The following is a 17,264-nucleotide window of genomic DNA, read 5'->3' as shown; positions in this document are numbered from 1 at the left end:
ACTCCTCAGTTCTTCAGCAGATCGAGGTCGTCAACGTTTGTAGTGACGCGTGACTTAAAGATGGACACGACGATTGCCAGGCCGACAACAACTTCCGCGGCAGCAACGACCATGACGAAGAAGGCCATGATTTCGCCACTCACATTTCCGTGGATTCGTGCGAAGGTCACGAAGGCAAGGTTGGCGGAGTTGAGCATGAGCTCGACTCCCATGAGGGAGATCACCGCACTGCGACGGACCAGAACGATGGCTGCTCCGATCGCGAAGAGGATCCCCGAGAGCACCAAGTAGGCTGCAAGGCTCATTCTTCTTCCTTCCCTTCTTCAGCGGCCTGGGGCGCCTGCGGCTGCTTCAGACCAGTGGGAGCTGCTGCGCCCGGCATACCCCATGCCTGAGAACGCTCGTGAGTGCTGGGGTGAGCCGGATCGAAGATCGTGTGGTCGAGAGAGCCACCCTTGGCCAGTACCAGAGACTGTGCAACTTCGGGTTCGACCTGACCAACAACACGATCCAAACCACGCACACGCAGAACCCTGGGAACCGATTCTTCAACGGGTTCGTGAGTTTCGCCCGAAAGTGCGGGGACATCGACCGCGTTGGAGTGGGCGTACACACCGGGGGCCGGGAGCTGTCCAATTCGACGTCCAGAGGCCTTGAATGCGCGCATCTTCGCTTCTGCTGTCGTGCGCTGGGTAAGTACCGGACCAAGCTGATCAGAGTGAGTGAGAAGCATCGCGCCGATTGCTGCGGTAATCAGCAGAATTCCCGCGAGTTCCATTGAGAACCAGTAGCGCGAGAACAGCGTTGCCGCCAAGTCGGTGATTGGGGCGTTCGAGTAGGGATCATCACTGAGCGAGGCCGAGCTTCCCGCGGTGCGCGAGCGAGCAATTGCTCCGATGAGGATCGCACCCAAACCAAGGGCCATCAGCACCGAGGTAAGGATGCGTCCACGCGATTGACGCGCGTAGTTATCAGAGGCACTCAGGCCGATCATCATGATGACAAAGAGGAAGAGGACCATGATTGCGCCGGTGTAGACGACAACTTGGACCGTGCCCAAGAATGCTGCCCCGTGCATGAGGTACAAGATCGCAAGGCCGAGCATGACTCCAACCATGCAGATCGCACAGTAAACGGCCTTCTTGAAAAAGAGAACGCCCAGGGCGCATGCGACCATGAAGACCGCCACGCAGCCAAAGAGGATCGCCTCCCCCGTTGATGCCATTTCAGGCCAATTCATTAAGGTCATGCCTGACGCGCCTCCTCATTGACGGGACGGGCAGTTGCAAGGGAGGGATCATCTGGACGATGCTCGCGTACCCAATCAATCTGAGTTTGTGTGGGGCCCTGTACAGCGCCGCGGTAGTAGTCACCATCGCTCAAGCCTTCCACCTGCGGGTGGGGAGGCTGAAGCATTCCCTCTGAGAGCGGAACCAGAAGCTGGTCCTTTTCATAGATGTCATCAGCGCGGCGATACTCAGCCAACTCGAAATCGTGCCCCATGGTCAGGGCGCGAGTCGGGCAGGCCTCGATGCAGAATCCGCAGAAAATGCAGCGCAGGTAGTTGATCTGATAGACGCGACCGTAGCGCTCACCGGGGCTGTACTGTTCCTCGGGAGTATTCGATGCGGCCTCGACATAGATGGCGTCCGCGGGGCATGCCCACGCACAAAGTTCACAACCCACGCACTTTTCCAAGCCATCCGCGTAGCGGTTGAGCTGGTGACGTCCGTGGAAACGAGGCTCGACAAAGGGACCCTCGAAGGGGTACTGCTCAGTCACGGTCGGGCGGAAGAAGGAAGACAGGGTCACTCCATAGCCCGCGAAGGGAGCGAAGAACTGACCGATCGGCCCCTTCGGATCCTGCTCGTAACGCAGATTCTGGCTGTCGTTGTGATCAGTCATTCGTCTCCTCCAATGCGGCAGCAGTGACCACGCGGTTTGCGCGCGGCGAGGGCGGTAGCTGTTGTCCCGGAAGCGGAGGTACCGGGAAGCCGTCCGCCATGGGATCGAAGTTCGCCAAGCGTTCTTGCTTCTCAGCTTGCGCAAGGGCTTCCTTACGAGCGTCACGCGAATCGGCGAACCACATGACGATCAATGCAATAACGAAGATTCCAGCAACGCCACCGATCAGCTGCGGCAAGGTCAAAGACACCCACTGGGTGATTGCCCGAATAATGGCAACCATGACCAGCCAGGCCAGTGAGATCGGGATGAGTCGCTTCCAGCCCAGCTGCATGAACTGGTCGTAGCGGAAACGCAGCAGGGTGCTTCGCGTCCAGATCATGAGAAGCATGAAGAACCACATCTTGAGGAAGAACCACAGTATTCCGAACCAGCCACCATTGAGAAACTCAATGTGCGAGAGGGGCCAGGGGGCGTGCCAGCCGCCGAAGAACATGGTCGTCGCCACCGCTGAAACGTTGAACATATTGACGTATTCAGACAGGTAGAACCAACCGAATTTCATTGAGGAGTACTCGGTCATGTGACCGGCGACCAACTCGCCTTCGGCCTCGGGAAGGTCGAAGGGAAGACGGTTGACTTCACCGACCATGGAAATCAGGTAGATCACGAAGGCGGGCGCCAAGGGCAGGAACCACCAGGTCTGCGCCTGAGAGGCCACGATGTGCGAGGTCGACATCGAGCCAGCCATCAAGAAGACCGCAACCAGCGACATTCCCATGGAAAGCTCATAGGAGATCACCTGGGCCGACGAACGAACCGCACCGTAGAGCGGAAGCGTCGAGGACGCAGACCAACCACCCAGCACAATGCCGTACAGACCCAGCGAAGAAATCGCCAGAACATACAGGGCCGCAACCGGCATATCCGCTAGCTGCAGCGGTGTGGAGTGCCCGAAGATCGAAACATTCGGTCCCATCGGGATCACAGCGAAAATCGAGAAGGCTGCAAATGCCGAGATCGAGGGTGCAAGCAGATAAATGAACTTATCGGCCTTACGCGTCCACATGTCTTCCTTGAAGAGCAGCTTCACGGCGTCAGCGATTGCTTGGAACAGGCCGAAGGGACCGGCAACATTCGGGCCGGGCCGAGTCTGCATGCGTCCAATCATTCGACGCTCAACCCACAGGGCAAGCAGAACGTTGAGAATCAGGAAAACGATGATGAAAACGGCCTTGAGGACTGTCAACCACCAGGTTTCCTGCGTAAAGTCCGCAGCGGTGTACGTGGGAACATCTAGGGGGATCAGGTTCATCGGGCCACCTCCCCCTTTGCGCTCAAGGTGACAGAAGAACCGAAGTTCCCCAATGATTCGTGGACGATAGATCCCTGGGAGCACTCGGGCACCCAGACAACCCCGTCGGGAAGATCAGCAAATTGCAGGGGAAGCGTAATGCTTCCGCGCTGGGTACTGAGCGTGAGTTCCTCGCCCTCGTCAATGCCGAGGCCCGCAACAGTTGCGCGCGAGGCGAAGACGACTGGACGTCGTGCACTTCCCGCCAGCATGGTTGCGCCGTCTTGCAGACGACCTGCGTCGAGCATCGGCTTGTGAGTGGCAAGAAGTGCCTCGCCCTGACCGACCTCAACCAATTCCGAGGCCGTCGCCGGAAGGAATTCTTCACGCTGACCGTTCCACTGCATGAGCGGATTCACTTGGTCATACAGACCCACGAGGTCGTGCAGACCGAGATCCACGCCAAACTCGCTGGCAAGCGCATCGAAAACCAGTCGATCGGTCTGTGAACGTGAGGCGATGGCCTGGCCGAAGGGGCGCAAACGACCTTCCCAGTTGATGAAGGTTCCGTTCTTTTCCAGCGGAGGTGCGACCGGCAAGATCACATCTGCACGATCGGTCACCTCACTGCGACGAACCTCAAGGCTCACCAAGAAATCAACCTGATCAAGTGCCTTTCGCGCGGCAGCCGGATCATCGAAGTCACGAAGGTCAACGCCACCGACGACAAGCGCCTTCAGGCGACCATCAGCTGCGGCGTCCAGCATCTGTGAAGCATCAAGACCGCGCTGAGAGGGAATCTCTCCCCATGCCAAAGACTCGCGAGCCTCTTGAGAGGCAAGCGCACGGCCGAAAGGCAGAAGACCGGGAAGAAGGCCGGCTTCCACTCCACCGCGCTCACCGGCGCGGCGGGGGACCCACTGAATACGGCAGTGAGTGCGTTCTGCCAGTCGAACAACTTCACTGAGCAAACCCGGCGTGCGGCTTGCGCGCTCGCCAACCAGGATCACTCCCCCGTCAAGACGCGAGGCGAGATCAGCGAACTCACCACCCTCACGGATCTCAGCGGCAACCTCAACCTCGGTGCCGGGAGCGCAGCGCAGCAGCTCTCCAGAGAGCTTGGCGAGGCCTCGGGAAGTCATGGGAGCCAAAGAAGCAACGCGGAGCTTGCCCTTGCGAGTGGCCTTGCGCATCCGCAAGAAGATCGCGCCGCACTCATCCTCGGGCTCGAGTCCAACCAGGAGGACCTGGCCGGCGCTCTCAAGCTGCGAGTAAGTGACGCCCAAACCACTGCCTGCCACGTGAGCAGCAAGGAATGAACGCTCTTCTTCACTATGGCTGCGAGAACGCATATCGATGGAATCGGAACCAACAACCGAACGCGCGAACTTCGACCACGCCCAAGCATCTTCGAAGCTCAGGCGGCCACCGGGAAGGAAACCAACCTGGTCACCGGAAAGGCCGGCAAGCGCACGGTGGACACGGTCCAAGGCATCCGACCACGAGGTCGGGACAAGCTGGCCGTTCTCGCGAACGAAAGGTGTATTGAGGCGCTGAACACCGGACCACTTAAATGCGAAGCGGTCCTTGTCAGTAATCCACTCTTCGTTGACCTCGGGGTCGTTTCCAGCCAGGCGGCGCAGAACCTCACCGCGGCGAATATCGACGCGGATCGCACTACCGGAAGCATCGTGCTCGGTCACCGAAGCGGTAGATACCAAGTCGAAGGGGCGTGCGCGGAAGCGGTAATCATTCGAGGTCAGAGCACCAACCGGGCAGATCTGAATGATATTTCCCGAGAAGTACGAGGCGAATGCGCGACCCGAAACATCACGATCGTTGGGGGCAAGATCGCCTTCATTGAAGGAACCAATAATGCCCTCTTGGCCATAAGGTCCGGAAATACCAGCCTTGACATTGTCCTTTGCCTGCGGGTTGAAGTAGTCCAAGACCGCGGTATCAAAGGATCCAACCTGCTCACCCATGAAGTGATGGTGCTCGGTCGGCGCGGTGCCACCGCCTCGTCCCTGAAGATCAAGGAAGGGGTCGCCCGCAATTTCCTTACCGAAGCGCACGCAGCGCTGGCACAGGATGCAACGCTCCCGGTCCAGCAGAATCTGCGAGGTGAGCTTCAAAGGCTTGCGATACGTGCGCTTCGCATCAATGAAGCGCGAGCTCTCGCGGCCTTCGCTCATTGCTTGGTTCTGCAGGGGGCATTCGCCGCCCTTGTCGCAGATTGGGCAATCCAGAGGGTGGTTGATCAGCAGGAATTCCATCACGCCTTCCTGGGCGCGACGGGCAACCTCGGAGGTGTGCTGGGTCTTGACCACCATGCCGGGGGTGACAGTCTGAGCACATGAAGGCTGAGGCTTGGGCATGAAACGCAGCTCGCCGGTGTTACGGTCGGGCATTCCGACCTCAACAAGGCACTGACGGCATGCGGCGACGGGCTCAAGCAGCGGGTGATCACAGAAACGCGGGATGCGAATTCCGGCCTGTTCGGCCGCACGGATCACCAGGGTGCCTGCGGGAACATCCAATTCGACGTCGTCGATCGTGACCTTCACTAGGTTCTCGCTCATCGAACTCCTCCCTTGGCAAAGTTGCTCGAGGCCTCGTAGGGGAACAATTCGCGTGCGGGCGTGGTCAGCCCGGCCTCGAATTCTTCGCGGAACTTCTTAATTCCCGACATGATCGGGGTTGTCGCCGCATCGCCCAGAGCACAGAAGCTTCGGCCAAAAATGTTGTGTGCGATCTCATCCAACAGATCGATATCGCCTTCCTGGCCCTTACCTGCTTCCAGGCGGAGCATGATCTGCTTAAGCCAGTAGGTCCCTTCACGACAGGGTGTGCACTTACCGCAAGATTCGTGCTGGTAGAACTCAATCCAGCGGGTAATCACGCGAACCACAGAGGTCGTTTCGTCGAAGACCTGCAGGGCTCGGGTACCCAGCATCGAACCGGCAGCGCCAACGGATTCGTAATCCAAAGGCGTGTCCAGCTCGGCTTCGGTAAAGATCGGGGTCGAAGAGCCACCGGGAGTCCAGAACTTCAGCTGGTGTCCTTCGCGGATACCACCGGCAAGCTCAATGAGCTCACGCATGGTGATTCCGAAGGGAGCCTCGAATTGGCCCGGGTTCTTCACGTGACCTGAAATTGAGAACAGGCCGTGTCCCTTGGACTTTTCCGTTCCCATCGAGGCGTACCACTGTGCGGAGTGCTGGAAGATTCCCGTCACCTGGCTAATCGACTCGACGTTATTAATAACGGTCGGACGCGCATACAAACCTGCGACAGCAGGGAACGGGGGCTTCAGACGCGGGTGGCCTCGGTAGCCTTCCAAAGAATCTAGAAGAGCAGTTTCTTCACCACAGATGTAGGCACCTGCGCCCGCGTGGGCGGTGATGCGAAGATCACCCAGCAGACCGGCCTCGGTTGCTTCCTTAACTGCAGCCATCAGGCGGCGGTAGACGTGAACAACTTCGCCGCGAAGGTAGACAAATGCGTGGTGGCAATTGATAGCGCGCGAGGTGATCGCAATACCTTCAATCAACACGTGGGGATTTGCCATAATCGTCGGGATATCTTTACAGGTTCCCGGTTCCGATTCATCGGCATTCACCACCAGATAACGAGGAAGTCCATCATCTGGCGGAAGGAAGGACCACTTCAGTCCCGTGGGGAATCCAGCGCCACCACGGCCTCGCAAACCAGAAGCCTTAACGGTCTCAACGATCTCAGCGGGCTCCATGGTGTTGGCCTTTTTAAGTCCCTCATAGCCTCCTCGGCTCAGGTAGGACTCCAAAGTCCATGAGCGATCGCTCCCCCATCCGCGGGTCAGAATCGGGGTAAGGGCCACGGTTGTTTCACTCACCGTCCTTCTCCTTTCCTTCTTCCGCGGGAACGTCAGCCGGAGCGCGCCAGCCGCGTTCTTCAGCGATCCTTAGTCCCAGTGTCGAGGCCTCGCCGGCGCTGGGTCCTTCGTTCTCGTGTCCATCAAGGAAGCCGGCAAGGACGTGCTCGGTTTCCTTGAAGGTCGGCAGCACTGCGCTTCCGCGAGTGGGGTGCAAGGGCTTACCGGCCTCAATGTCGTCAATGAGGGCGCATGCAGACTCAGGGGTCTGGTTGTCGAAGAACTCCCAGTTCACCATGACAACGGGAGCGTAATCGCAGGCCGCATTGCATTCGAGGCGCTCAAGAGTGATAGTTCCGGCCTCATTGGTTTCGTCTGTTCCGACGCCGACCTTTTCGCTAACGGCCTCCCAGATTTCATCGCCACCCATGACAGCGCACAGGGCATTGGTGCACACGCCCACGAGGTACTCGCCGGTGGGGTGTCGCTTGTACTGGGTGTAGAAGGTCGCAACTGCTGAAACTTCTGCACGGGTGATGCCCAGAAGTTCAGCGCACAGTGCAATTCCGTTTGCACTCACGTAGCCGTCTTCAGACTGGACGAGGTGAAGCATGGGAAGCAGTGCAGATCGAGCGTGGCCCTCGGGGTAGCGCGCGATGATTTCGCGCGCCTCACCTGCAAGGCGCTCATAGGTTTCCACGGGATAGCTCATCGATCAACGCCTCCCAGAACGGGGTCGAGAGTGGCCAGTGAGACAACGACATCGGCCAACTGGCCGCCTTCCGTCATCATGGCCAGAGACTGCAAATTTGCGAATGAAGGGTCACGGAAGTGCGCGCGGAAGGGGCGAGTCCCACCGTCTGAAACCAGGTGGACACCCAAGATGCCCTTCGCGTGCTCAACGGTCTGGTAGACCTGGCCGGCGGGGACTCTAAATCCTTCGGTGACCAGCTTGAAGTGGTGGATCAGGGATTCCATTGAAGTTCCCATGACCTTCGCAATGTGTTCGGCGGAGTTACCCTGGCCGTCCGTTGCAACCGAAAGCTGTGCGGGCCACTTGATATGCGGGTCGGCAACCATAACGGGCTGGCCTTCAGTTGCCTCCAGTCGGCGAAGGACCTGCTCGACGATACGCAGCGACTGGTAGCACTCATCGAAACGCACGCGAACACGGTTGTACGCATCATTCGAGTCATAGGTTGGGACATCGAATTCGAAATTCTCGTAACCGCAGTAAGGCTGATCCTTACGAAGGTCTTGGGGCAAGCCCGCGGCTCGAAGGGACGGACCGGTCAAGCCTAGGGCCATCATTGCTGACAGAGGCATGTAGCCAACACCAATGAAGCGCTGCTTAAAGATTGGGTTTGCCAGAACCAAGTCCTGGAGCTCACCGATATCGTTTCGCACCTTCGGGAGCTTTTCGCGGATGTAAGGGACCATACCGCTGGGCAGGTCCTGAACCACACCGCCGGGACGGATGTATGCGTGGTTCATACGCAGACCGGTAATGCGCTCGAAGATTCGCAGAATCTCTTCGCGTCCCCTGAAGGCAATGGTCATCATGGTCGTCGCGCCAAGCTCGTTACCGCCGGTACCAATGGCAACGATGTGAGAGGCGATGCGGTTGAGTTCCATCATCAGGATACGAATGAGGTTTGCGCGTTCCGGCACGTCATTCGTAATACCCAGAAGCTTCTCAACAGCCAGGCAGTAACCCACTTCTTGGAAGAAGGGAGCCACGTAATCCATACGAGTGCACAGCGTGACACCCTGTGTCCACGTGCGGTATTCCATGGTCTTTTCGATACCGGTGTGCAGGTACCCCGTGTCAACGCGAGTTTCGCGAACGGTTTCGCCGTCCAGTTCAAGGATCAGGCGAAGAACGCCGTGGGTTGAGGGGTGGACGGGACCCATGTTGAGCACGACGCGCTCATGGTTAATCCGCTCGATCTCAGCGATAACGTCGTTCCAGTCTCCGCCTTGGGCAAGAACCTCGGGAACCTCGTCAATATCCAGACCTGCACTTGAGGCTGCAGCGTGAAGTGAAGGAGTAGTCATTAGTTGTACGACCTCCGAGTGTCGGCAGGTGCGTTGACTGCACCCTTGAATTCCACGGGAATACCACCCAGGGGGTAGTCCTTACGCTGCGGGTGACCTACCCAGTCATCAGGCATAGCAGTTCGTGTCAGCGAGGGATGCCCATCAAAAACAATTCCCATGAGGTCCCATGTTTCGCGTTCCTGCCAGTCGTTCGCCGGGTAAATATCGACGATCGAGGGAATGTGCGGATCCGAATCCGGGCAGGTCACTTCCAGGCGGATCATGCGATTGTGTGTGATCGACATGAAGGGGTAGATCGCGTGGAGCTCACGGCCGTGATCTTCGGGGTAGTTCACGCCGTTAGTTCCCAGGCACATCTCGAAACGCAGATCCTGATCATCACGCAGGTAACGCACGACGCGGCGGATGTGCTCACGCGGGATGAAGATACTGAGTTCGCCGTGTTCAACAACAACCTTCTCAATAACATCCGCAACTGCCAGTCCATCGGCGGCAATCAATTCCTCGAGGATGTCAACGATCTGATCGAAGTAGGAACCATAGGGGCGCAGCGCTGCGGGAGCAGTACGCGCAACAGTAACTTGCTGCGAGAAGCCCGTGGTATCACCTTGATCTTGAGTCCCGAACAGACCCTGACGGGTTTTGATGACCTCGGGCTGCTCGGCACCGAAACGATTAATTTCTTCGCTCATGCCAGCAATCCCTTCAGGTCGTGAGTCGGGGTCGCAGCAAGTGCTGCTGCTTCAGCCTTGCGAGCAATTTCGCGACGGTGTGCGCCCAGCGGTTCGCTTCCGATCTGCTCACGCAGTGTAAGGATCGCGTGAATCAGGGCCTCGGGACGAGGCGGGCAGCCGGGAAGGTACACATCGACGGGAACAATGTGGTCGCATCCCTGGACGACGGCGTAGTTGTTGAACATACCGCCCGAGGAGGCGCAGGCACCCATGGAGATGACCCACTTGGGGTCCGCCATTGAGTCGTAGACGCGACGCACGATGGGAGCCATCTTGTGGGAAACACGTCCAGAGACAATCATGAGGTCGGAGTGACGCGGCGATGCGCGGAAAACTTCCAAACCAAAACGCGACATGTCGAAACGCGGAGTTCCGGCTGCCATCATTTCAATTGCGCAGCACGCCAAGCCCATGGTGACTGGCCACTGACTGTGCTTTCGAGCAAGACCGAGGATCTTCTCCATGCTTGCCAGGGCAATGCCTGCAGGCAGGCTCTCTTCAATTCCCATTGTTTTCCTCTTACCTCAGTAGTCCAGTCCGCCGCGGCGCCATTCGTAGATATAGGGGACGGTGATCACCGCGATGAAGGTCAGCATGGCAATCAATCCGAAAAGTCCCAGCTGGTTGAAGCTCACGGCCCACGGGTACATGAACACGACTTCAATGTCGAAGACAATGAAGGTCATGGCTACCAGGTAGTAGCGCACAGGGAAGCGCCCGCGCTCTAGGTGCTGCTCCGTGGGGTCGATTCCGCATTCGTAGTTATCGGCCTTCGTGCGGTTCTTGCGCGTTGGCCCCAGAATTGCGGATGCGCCCAGCCCGCCCAGCGCCAAGACCATGGCGGCTGCAGCCATGATCAGCAGCGGAACATAGGGATTTGTCATCGTTCCTCCCACATCGGGTGTACCTTCGTGGCCATCATGCTGATGGCACCAGCTTGGATAGGGTCGTAATCAGTCGGTCGTCGAAGTCGCCGCCTTGGCGTTCAAAGCCATCCGACAGAAGTTTGTGAACCAGGGTCATCAGGCGCGGGATAGGCAGACCGTAGGTCGTGCACAGGCGCATGATTCGCGGATTTTCAATGAGACGAACAAAGATACGTCCCAACTGGTAGTAGCCACCGTATTCGTCGCGGATCCGTTGGGGATAGGCGCTCATCGCTCGGTCAATGCCAGCGCGGTGCGTGCGGGCAAGAGCCTGAGCCATAGCCTCGGCCGCGTAGCGTCCAGCCTTCATCGCGGGTGCGATTCCTTCTCCGTTAAAGGGAGAAACCATTCCACCGGCATCGCCGACAATGACGAATCCATTGGTGTAGTGGGGCTGACGATTCAAACTCATCGGCAAAGCTGCGCTGCGAAGCTCGCCGATTTGGTTCTCGGGGGTAAATCCCCATTCCTCGGGGAGGTTGGCCATCCACTGTTCGAAAACCTGACGATAGGGCAGGTTCGTCGCACTTGCCGTCGAGGCCACAGAGCCCAGTCCGACGTTGACGACGCCGTCTCCCATGGGGAAAATCCAGCCGTATCCGGGAAGTAGATCTGAATGCCCGGACTCGCCCGCCCACAACTCGAGGTGCGATTCCATCCATTCTTCGTTACCACGAGGGGAATGGAAGTAGGTGCGCGCCGCAACGCCCATGGGACGCTTGGGATTCTTTTCAATTCCGAGGCGGGTAGAAACCTTTGCGGAGACGCCACCGGCATCCACAACCAGCTTGGCGTGGATCGTCACATCCTGGGCATTCTTGCCACGGCCTCGGCGCGCGCGGACACCGCAGATGCGGTGTGCACTGTCCTGGAGGGCCTCGGTAACGGTGAGTTCTTCTTCGAGGCGAGCTCCCGCACTCTGTGCACGCTGAACCAGTGCGTGATCAAGATCCATGCGCGCGCGAGTCATTCCGTATCCCGGAAGTGAAGCTTGATCGGGCCACTCCATGTGAATAGTGTGACCGCCCCCGATGACCGTCAAACCTCGGTTTCGTGCCCAACCAGATGTATCGACGCCCATGAGGATGAGCTCTTGAACGGCGGCGGGAGTAAGACCATCACCGCAGATCTTGTCGCGCGGGAAACGTGCTTTATCGACAAGAAGGACGTCAATACCAAGGGTCGCCAAATGATAGGCGGTAGATGCACCACCTGGGCCAGCGCCGACAATAACGACATCAGCGTTCATGTCTTGGGCCTGTTGGCTCACCACGCCTCCTTCACGCTCCACGCAACGACGAACCTATATCGGGTCCAGTTCAGACCATAGTCACCGGTATACGAAGCCGCGAAAGCACGCCAAAAAGTCCGTGAGAACAACACTTTAGGGGCGTGAGCGAGCACACACCCGTATTCAATTTGCACATATGCTTGTTACGTTAATCGGCGCAGAAATCCTTAGGAAACCGGGTAGCAGTGCTCAGGCTCGGCCAAACCGGGACCGAAGTCAACCTCGCGACCGTCCAAAGACCAGACATTTCGCGAAATCTGCTGAACGTCCTCGCGGCGAGCAAGCCATTGGCTCAGCTCCGCCTGCTCCTGCTCCGTTAGCCACACCAGAGGATCGGACGATGACTTGAAACCAGCGACCGCGGCAACGTCTTGAAGCCACCCGATCTGCTGATCATTGAGCAGGTTTTTCATGTGACGGAAGAAGATGACATCGGGATCAACATCGATGAGCTCACGCAGCCACAGACGTGATACGGAACCCATAAAAGCATTGCGCGCTTCTGCGTCGGAACGATCATCAGTCGCGTAGTTCTTCCAAATGGGTGCGACATCGCAGCCCACTCGAATTCCATCGTAGAAGCCGACTGCGGGGATGATCAAAGCACCAGAGCCCAGAAGGTAGGTGCCCTCCCCTGCCGCCTCGCGCAAAATCTGCGAACCCAAAATAAATGCGTCATCGGGGCTAGCTTCACGATCAAAGCGCACACCTTCAATGGCGGCTGCGTTAATAAAATCGGTCTTGATGTAGCGGATTCCCGCGTCAAGCAGATATCCGATGGTGTTGCGCAGATACTCCTGCGCTAAGGGATGCGTCGTATCGAGCGCGTAGTAGGGGCCACCCCAGTTATATCCGGCAATAGCCAGCTTCCCATCCTCCGCATGAACGAAAGCTTCGGGATGCGCTTGAAGGAAAGGCGTCCCTTCGCGAGCAATAAAGGGTGCGATCCACAGACCGGGAGTCACACCGAGGTCAGAAATATAGCGAGCGCAGGCAGCAAGATCATGTCCAAACTTCGCATTCGGACGCCAATCACCCACGTTCAGCTGCCAACCATCATCAATTTGCAAAGCGGTAAAACCAAGTTTTGCAAGCCCGGGAAGCTGCCCTGCAAGAACATCCCAGGAAACATTTTCGTAGTAGGAATACCAGGAACACCACACGCGCGGGGCCTGGCCGAGGCTGCGACGTCGAGGGCGCAACTGCTCCACATAGGCCTCGAAAATCTCCGCTTCACTCCCCCAGCTCACAAACCAGCGCGCCGGGCGGATCTCATCGAAGCCAACAAATACGTCTTCATCAGCGCGTACCTTCGGGTGCCCACCCGCGAGCGCACCAATGAGGAAACCCGCACCACCCTCTTCTTCGACAACCGCACCCATCCATGAACCGTGGTGGCGGACGGTGTCATCTGCCCCCGGATCATCGGCGGTTGTCCTACGTTCATCAGAGGGAACGCGCAGCGGTGCATCGCTCAGCGAATTCCAGCCCGAGGGCGACCATGAGTTGTGCCCACTGCGGTAGTACTGGCCATTTTCCATTCCGTGGAGCAGCGCGACACGGCTAGCGTCAATGATCGCGAAGTTGTCACCCTGCTCGACGAGCTGAGCATCGGCTGACGCACTCAAAGTGGCGTGAGGAAGGGAAAGTACCAGACGTTGCATGATCGTTCTTTCATTGACGAGGCCGCTGGAAGCGGCGCAGAAGGAAAGGAAAGTTATGGGTTTGGGTGTGGAAAGCGGGTCCCGCTGACCTGCGATTGGGGAAATCACGGGGGGCGGGACCCGCTCAGTGGCTTACTTGAGCAGGGCGTTTGCCTTCTCGTTGGCCGCGGTCATAGTCGCCTGAGGATCAGCACCACCAGCGATCTCCTGGATTGCGTCCTGGATCAGAGCGTTGACCTCGTCACCGTGCGAGAAGACGGGAACCGAGAAGGTCTCCTTGTTCTTAACGACGGTGGTGAATGCGGAGTTGTCCTGGCCCTTTGCCTCGCGTGCCTTCAGGGACGCTTCGGTGCCCTTGATGCTGGCGGGGAAGATGACGCCGGACTCGCCGACCTTGACCTGGCACTTGTCGGAAGCCATGTAAGCGATCCACTTGAATGCCTCATCGGGGTGCTTCGTGCCGCTCCACACAACATCGTGCAGGCCGTTCATGGCGCTACGACGTCCGACGGGGCCGATCGGAAGAGGCGCGTATGCGAACTTCTTCTGCGCATCTGCACCCAGGTAGGAAGAGACGGTGAAGGAACCGGCGATGGTCGATGCGGCAATACCTGCGTTCATCGTTGCGTCGGTGCCCAGCGAGGACTGCTTATCGAACTTGGGGGCGTAGCCCTTCTCGATGAGCTGACGTTCCCAAGCGAGGGTGTCGACCAGGCTCTTATCCGCGAAGTTGAACTTGGTCGGGTTCACGGTCTTGTCGCCGTAGGTGAAGCCGTTGGAAGCGGCGAATTCGCCCCAACCGTTCTGGCCGATTGCGCCGTCTGCCCACTCGGGGTAGTAGCCGTAACGCTTGACGTTGTTCTTATCGAAGGCCGGGTCAAGTCCGTTGTGGCCATTAGCATCGACGGTTGTCTTTGCGACGAATTCCTGGAAGGTACCACCATCGGTGGGGTTCCAGGTCAGCTTGGCCATGTCTTCCTTGGTGTAGCCAGCTTCCTTTGCAACCTCGGTGTCGTAGAGCAGACCCATGGTGTCCCAGTCCTTGGGCAGGCCGTAACGCTTGCCCTCAAACTTCGACAGATCAGCAAGTCCGGGCTGGTAGATGGAATCATCGATTCCAGCTTCCTTTGCCTTGTCAGTGAGATCCAGAATCTGCTTGGAATCAATGAACTGGAGCAGACGCGTGGAGTGATCGACGAAGGTGTCGGGGGCGTTCGATGCTGCCAGCTGCGTGGTCAGCGTATCCCAGTATTGACCCCATGCGGTCTGGGTGATCTTGACGGTGATGTTCGGGTTTTCTGCGTGGAAGTCGTCAGCGCACTTCTGGTACAGAGGGGCTTGACGGTCATCCCACAGCCAGTAGCTGATGGTGACACCGTCGCCCGATGCCGAGGAACTCGAGGTGCTCGAGGAGTTGGCGTTGCACGCGCCCAGGGACAGCGCCATTGCTGCGACAATCCCCGCTGAGACTACGGTACGAGTTTTCATGTGTGGTTCTTTCTCTTCAGGCACTTTCGTGCTATTTGATTCCAGAGAAGTTCAGGGACTCAACCAGCTTGCGTCCCATGAGAATCAGGAGGATCAGGACCGGGATGACGCTGAGCGTTGACCCTGCCATGAGTCCGGTCCAGTCGGGTGCCCTATTGGGCGATTGCTGCTGGAAAATTCCCAGAGCAACGGTGAGGAGCTGAGCGCCTTCGCGCCCGGTCAGCAGCGGCCAGAGGAAGTCTTTCCACATGCCGATGATCGTAATGAGGGTCATCGTCATGATTGGTCCTGCAGACATGGGGATGGTTACTTTGAAGAAACGGCGGACGGGTCCCAATCCGTCAAGCATTGCCGCTTCCTCTACTTCCCGAGGCAGAGAGAGGAAGAACTGCCTCAGGAAGAAGATTGAGAAGGGTGCCATGAAAAGCGCGGGAAGCATCATGCCCTGCATCGTGTTCAGCCAGCCAAGTTGCTTAATCAACACGTAGTTCGGCAGGAGCGAGAAGATCCCGGGGATCATGAGCGCACCGATGACGCACGCAAAGAGCGCATTTTTGAAGGGGAACTTCAAACGGGCGAAAGCGTAGGCCGCGCATGAAGCGAAGAAGGTCTGAATGATGGCAATACCGCCCGCGTAAATGAGCGAGTTCGTTGTTGCAATAGCGAAGTTGATCGTTGCTCCACTACCACCGGCTGCCATGGCTTCTTCAACGGAGACTATTCCAAGAATTCGCTTGAAATTGATCATCGTCGGGTGTGATGGCCACAGCCTCGTTGATTCGGCAATGAGATCGGCCTGCGGAGTGATCGCGGTGCGGATCATCCAATAGAAGGGGAAAACCGTCACAAGAACTGCGATCGCAATGATTACCCACGCGATAACTTTGGAAGGTTGGAATTTCTTGAGCATGATTGGTCCCCTTAGGCCAGATCCGATGAGCCGGCGCGCATGAGGCGCAATTGGACTGCGGTAAAGATTGCCAGGACGACAACCAAGAGCATTGCGACGGCGGATGCATAGCCCATCTTCAGGAAGGTGAAACCCTGCTGGTAGATGTAGTAGTAAATGACGCGAACTGCGGGAATTGGGTGTCCGGCGTAACCGATCTGAACCGTATCGAAGATCTGGAAGGATCCAATCAGACCCATGACGAGGACCAGAACCAGAACAGGACGCAGAAGCGGAAGCGTAATTCCGAAGAACATTCGCGTCTCACCAGCGCCATCTAGAGACGCACTTTCATAGAGTTCACCGGGGATCTGCAGCATGCCTGCGTATAAAAGCAGTGCGGTGTATCCGGTGTAGGCCCAGATATTAATTCCAGCGACGATCGGCATTGCTGCGTTGGCGTTGTAGAAAGTCACGCCATCAACACCAACCATTGAAAGTAGGTGAGTAACAAAACCGATATTTGAATCGAGGAGCCATCCCCAGATCAGCGCGATGGCGACATTGGGAACCAGCCACGGCAAGAGCAAGAGCGAGCGAACCCAGGTTGCGCGAGCAAATCGCTGCATGAGCGCCGCAAGAAGCAATCCAAGGAAAGTCTGTCCCACGATGTTGTACAGCGCGTAAGCAATGGTGACTTTAAAGGCGTTCCAGACTTCTTTATCGGCAATTGCCTTGCTGTAGTTGTCCAAGCCCACCCAGTTGGCCTCACCGATCAGATTGAAGTCTGTAAACGAATACCACAGGCCGCGAAGTGCGGGGTAGACGTAGAAGATGAAGAAACCGATGAAGGTCGGAATGAGAAAGATCGCAGCTGCCCGGCGATCATCACGACGCTTGAGCGTACGAGTTCCAGCGGCATCTGCACGTGAGCGCAGACTCCGCTTCTTGTCTGCCAGCTGCGCTCCCTGTTGCGCGCTGGTTTTCTGCGAATCAGAACCGGTTCCTGACCGTTCTTCCGCAAGTGTGGGGCTCTTCATTGAGTACACCTCCATTGCTGTGACAGGCACTAATTAAACACCTTGAACAAAGTTTGTCAAGACCATTGACAAAGTTGCTCCTACTCTGCTTCACTACTTGTCACGAGCTCAATGACAGA

At 57.6% G+C, this 17,264-nt stretch carries 16 protein-coding genes; all 16 read right to left on the bottom strand.

Translation table 11 applies throughout. From position 1 onward, the window contains the following. Positions 1 to 5 precede the first annotated feature (5 nt). Positions 6 to 305 carry an NADH-quinone oxidoreductase subunit NuoK gene (nuoK, locus tag KHW85_RS00425; protein ID WP_009408608.1) on the bottom strand — a complete coding sequence of 100 codons (300 nt, stop codon included), beginning with the start codon at positions 303 to 305 and terminating at the stop codon, positions 6 to 8. Beyond that, a complete protein-coding gene (locus KHW85_RS00420) occupies positions 302 to 1,249 on the bottom strand; it encodes an NADH-quinone oxidoreductase subunit J (RefSeq protein WP_291458310.1) in 948 nt (315 codons plus the stop codon). Before KHW85_RS00420 ends, nuoK begins: the two co-directional genes overlap by 4 nt. After that, entirely contained in the window at positions 1,246 to 1,905 is a 660-nt protein-coding gene (nuoI, locus tag KHW85_RS00415) for an NADH-quinone oxidoreductase subunit NuoI (protein WP_291458308.1), read from the bottom strand. Before nuoI ends, KHW85_RS00420 begins: the two co-directional genes overlap by 4 nt. Beyond that, the gene (gene nuoH, locus KHW85_RS00410; RefSeq protein ID WP_291458307.1) at positions 1,898 to 3,220 is read right to left on the bottom strand and encodes an NADH-quinone oxidoreductase subunit NuoH; all 1,323 of its coding nucleotides are present in this window, start codon (positions 3,218 to 3,220) and stop codon (positions 1,898 to 1,900) included. The genes nuoI and nuoH overlap by 8 nt, the downstream gene beginning before the upstream one ends. After that, on the bottom strand, positions 3,217 to 5,781 hold the full coding sequence (locus tag KHW85_RS00405) for an NADH-quinone oxidoreductase subunit G (RefSeq protein WP_291458306.1): 2,565 nt from the start codon (positions 5,779 to 5,781) through the stop codon (positions 3,217 to 3,219). Before KHW85_RS00405 ends, nuoH begins: the two co-directional genes overlap by 4 nt. After that, the gene (gene nuoF / locus KHW85_RS00400; RefSeq protein WP_291458304.1) at positions 5,778 to 7,073 is read right to left on the bottom strand and encodes an NADH-quinone oxidoreductase subunit NuoF; all 1,296 of its coding nucleotides are present in this window, start codon (positions 7,071 to 7,073) and stop codon (positions 5,778 to 5,780) included. The genes KHW85_RS00405 and nuoF overlap by 4 nt, the downstream gene beginning before the upstream one ends. Next, positions 7,066 to 7,764 carry an NADH-quinone oxidoreductase subunit NuoE gene (gene nuoE, locus KHW85_RS00395; protein WP_291458302.1) on the bottom strand — a complete coding sequence of 233 codons (699 nt, stop codon included), beginning with the start codon at positions 7,762 to 7,764 and terminating at the stop codon, positions 7,066 to 7,068. The genes nuoF and nuoE overlap by 8 nt, the downstream gene beginning before the upstream one ends. Beyond that, complete coding sequence (locus tag KHW85_RS00390) at positions 7,761 to 9,110, bottom strand: NADH-quinone oxidoreductase subunit D (protein WP_178706054.1); 1,350 nt, start codon at positions 9,108 to 9,110, stop codon at positions 7,761 to 7,763. The genes nuoE and KHW85_RS00390 overlap by 4 nt, the downstream gene beginning before the upstream one ends. Then, entirely contained in the window at positions 9,110 to 9,805 is a 696-nt protein-coding gene (locus tag KHW85_RS00385; RefSeq protein ID WP_291458299.1) for an NADH-quinone oxidoreductase subunit C, read from the bottom strand. The genes KHW85_RS00390 and KHW85_RS00385 overlap by 1 nt, the downstream gene beginning before the upstream one ends. After that, positions 9,802 to 10,356, bottom strand: a complete 555-nt coding sequence (locus KHW85_RS00380; RefSeq protein ID WP_009408599.1) for an NADH-quinone oxidoreductase subunit B — start codon at positions 10,354 to 10,356, stop codon at positions 9,802 to 9,804. The genes KHW85_RS00385 and KHW85_RS00380 overlap by 4 nt, the downstream gene beginning before the upstream one ends. Positions 10,357 to 10,371: 15 nt before the next feature. After that, positions 10,372 to 10,731: an NADH-quinone oxidoreductase subunit A gene (locus tag KHW85_RS00375; protein ID WP_009408598.1), complete on the bottom strand. Its 360-nt coding sequence runs from the start codon at positions 10,729 to 10,731 to the stop codon at positions 10,372 to 10,374. Between the two features lie 34 nt (positions 10,732 to 10,765). After that, the gene (locus KHW85_RS00370; RefSeq protein WP_291458402.1) at positions 10,766 to 12,022 is read right to left on the bottom strand and encodes a geranylgeranyl reductase family protein; all 1,257 of its coding nucleotides are present in this window, start codon (positions 12,020 to 12,022) and stop codon (positions 10,766 to 10,768) included. A 209-nt stretch (positions 12,023 to 12,231) separates the two neighbouring features. After that, positions 12,232 to 13,728, bottom strand: coding sequence for a glycoside hydrolase family 36 protein (locus KHW85_RS00365; protein ID WP_291458298.1), 1,497 nt, complete (start codon positions 13,726 to 13,728; stop codon positions 12,232 to 12,234). A gap of 132 nt (positions 13,729 to 13,860) precedes the next feature. Further along, a complete protein-coding gene (locus tag KHW85_RS00360; protein WP_291458297.1) occupies positions 13,861 to 15,216 on the bottom strand; it encodes a sugar ABC transporter substrate-binding protein in 1,356 nt (451 codons plus the stop codon). Between the two features lie 31 nt (positions 15,217 to 15,247). After that, positions 15,248 to 16,126, bottom strand: a complete 879-nt coding sequence (locus tag KHW85_RS00355; protein WP_291458295.1) for a carbohydrate ABC transporter permease — start codon at positions 16,124 to 16,126, stop codon at positions 15,248 to 15,250. An 11-nt stretch (positions 16,127 to 16,137) separates the two neighbouring features. Next, entirely contained in the window at positions 16,138 to 17,145 is a 1,008-nt protein-coding gene (locus KHW85_RS00350) for a sugar ABC transporter permease (protein WP_291458293.1), read from the bottom strand. Positions 17,146 to 17,264 lie beyond the last annotated feature (119 nt).

The organism is Actinomyces sp. oral taxon 181 (assembly GCF_018370895.1).
Taxonomy (GTDB): domain Bacteria; phylum Actinomycetota; class Actinomycetes; order Actinomycetales; family Actinomycetaceae; genus Pauljensenia.
Note: the sequence above shows the minus strand (reverse complement) of the source record. Positions and strands in the feature narration are given on the sequence as shown.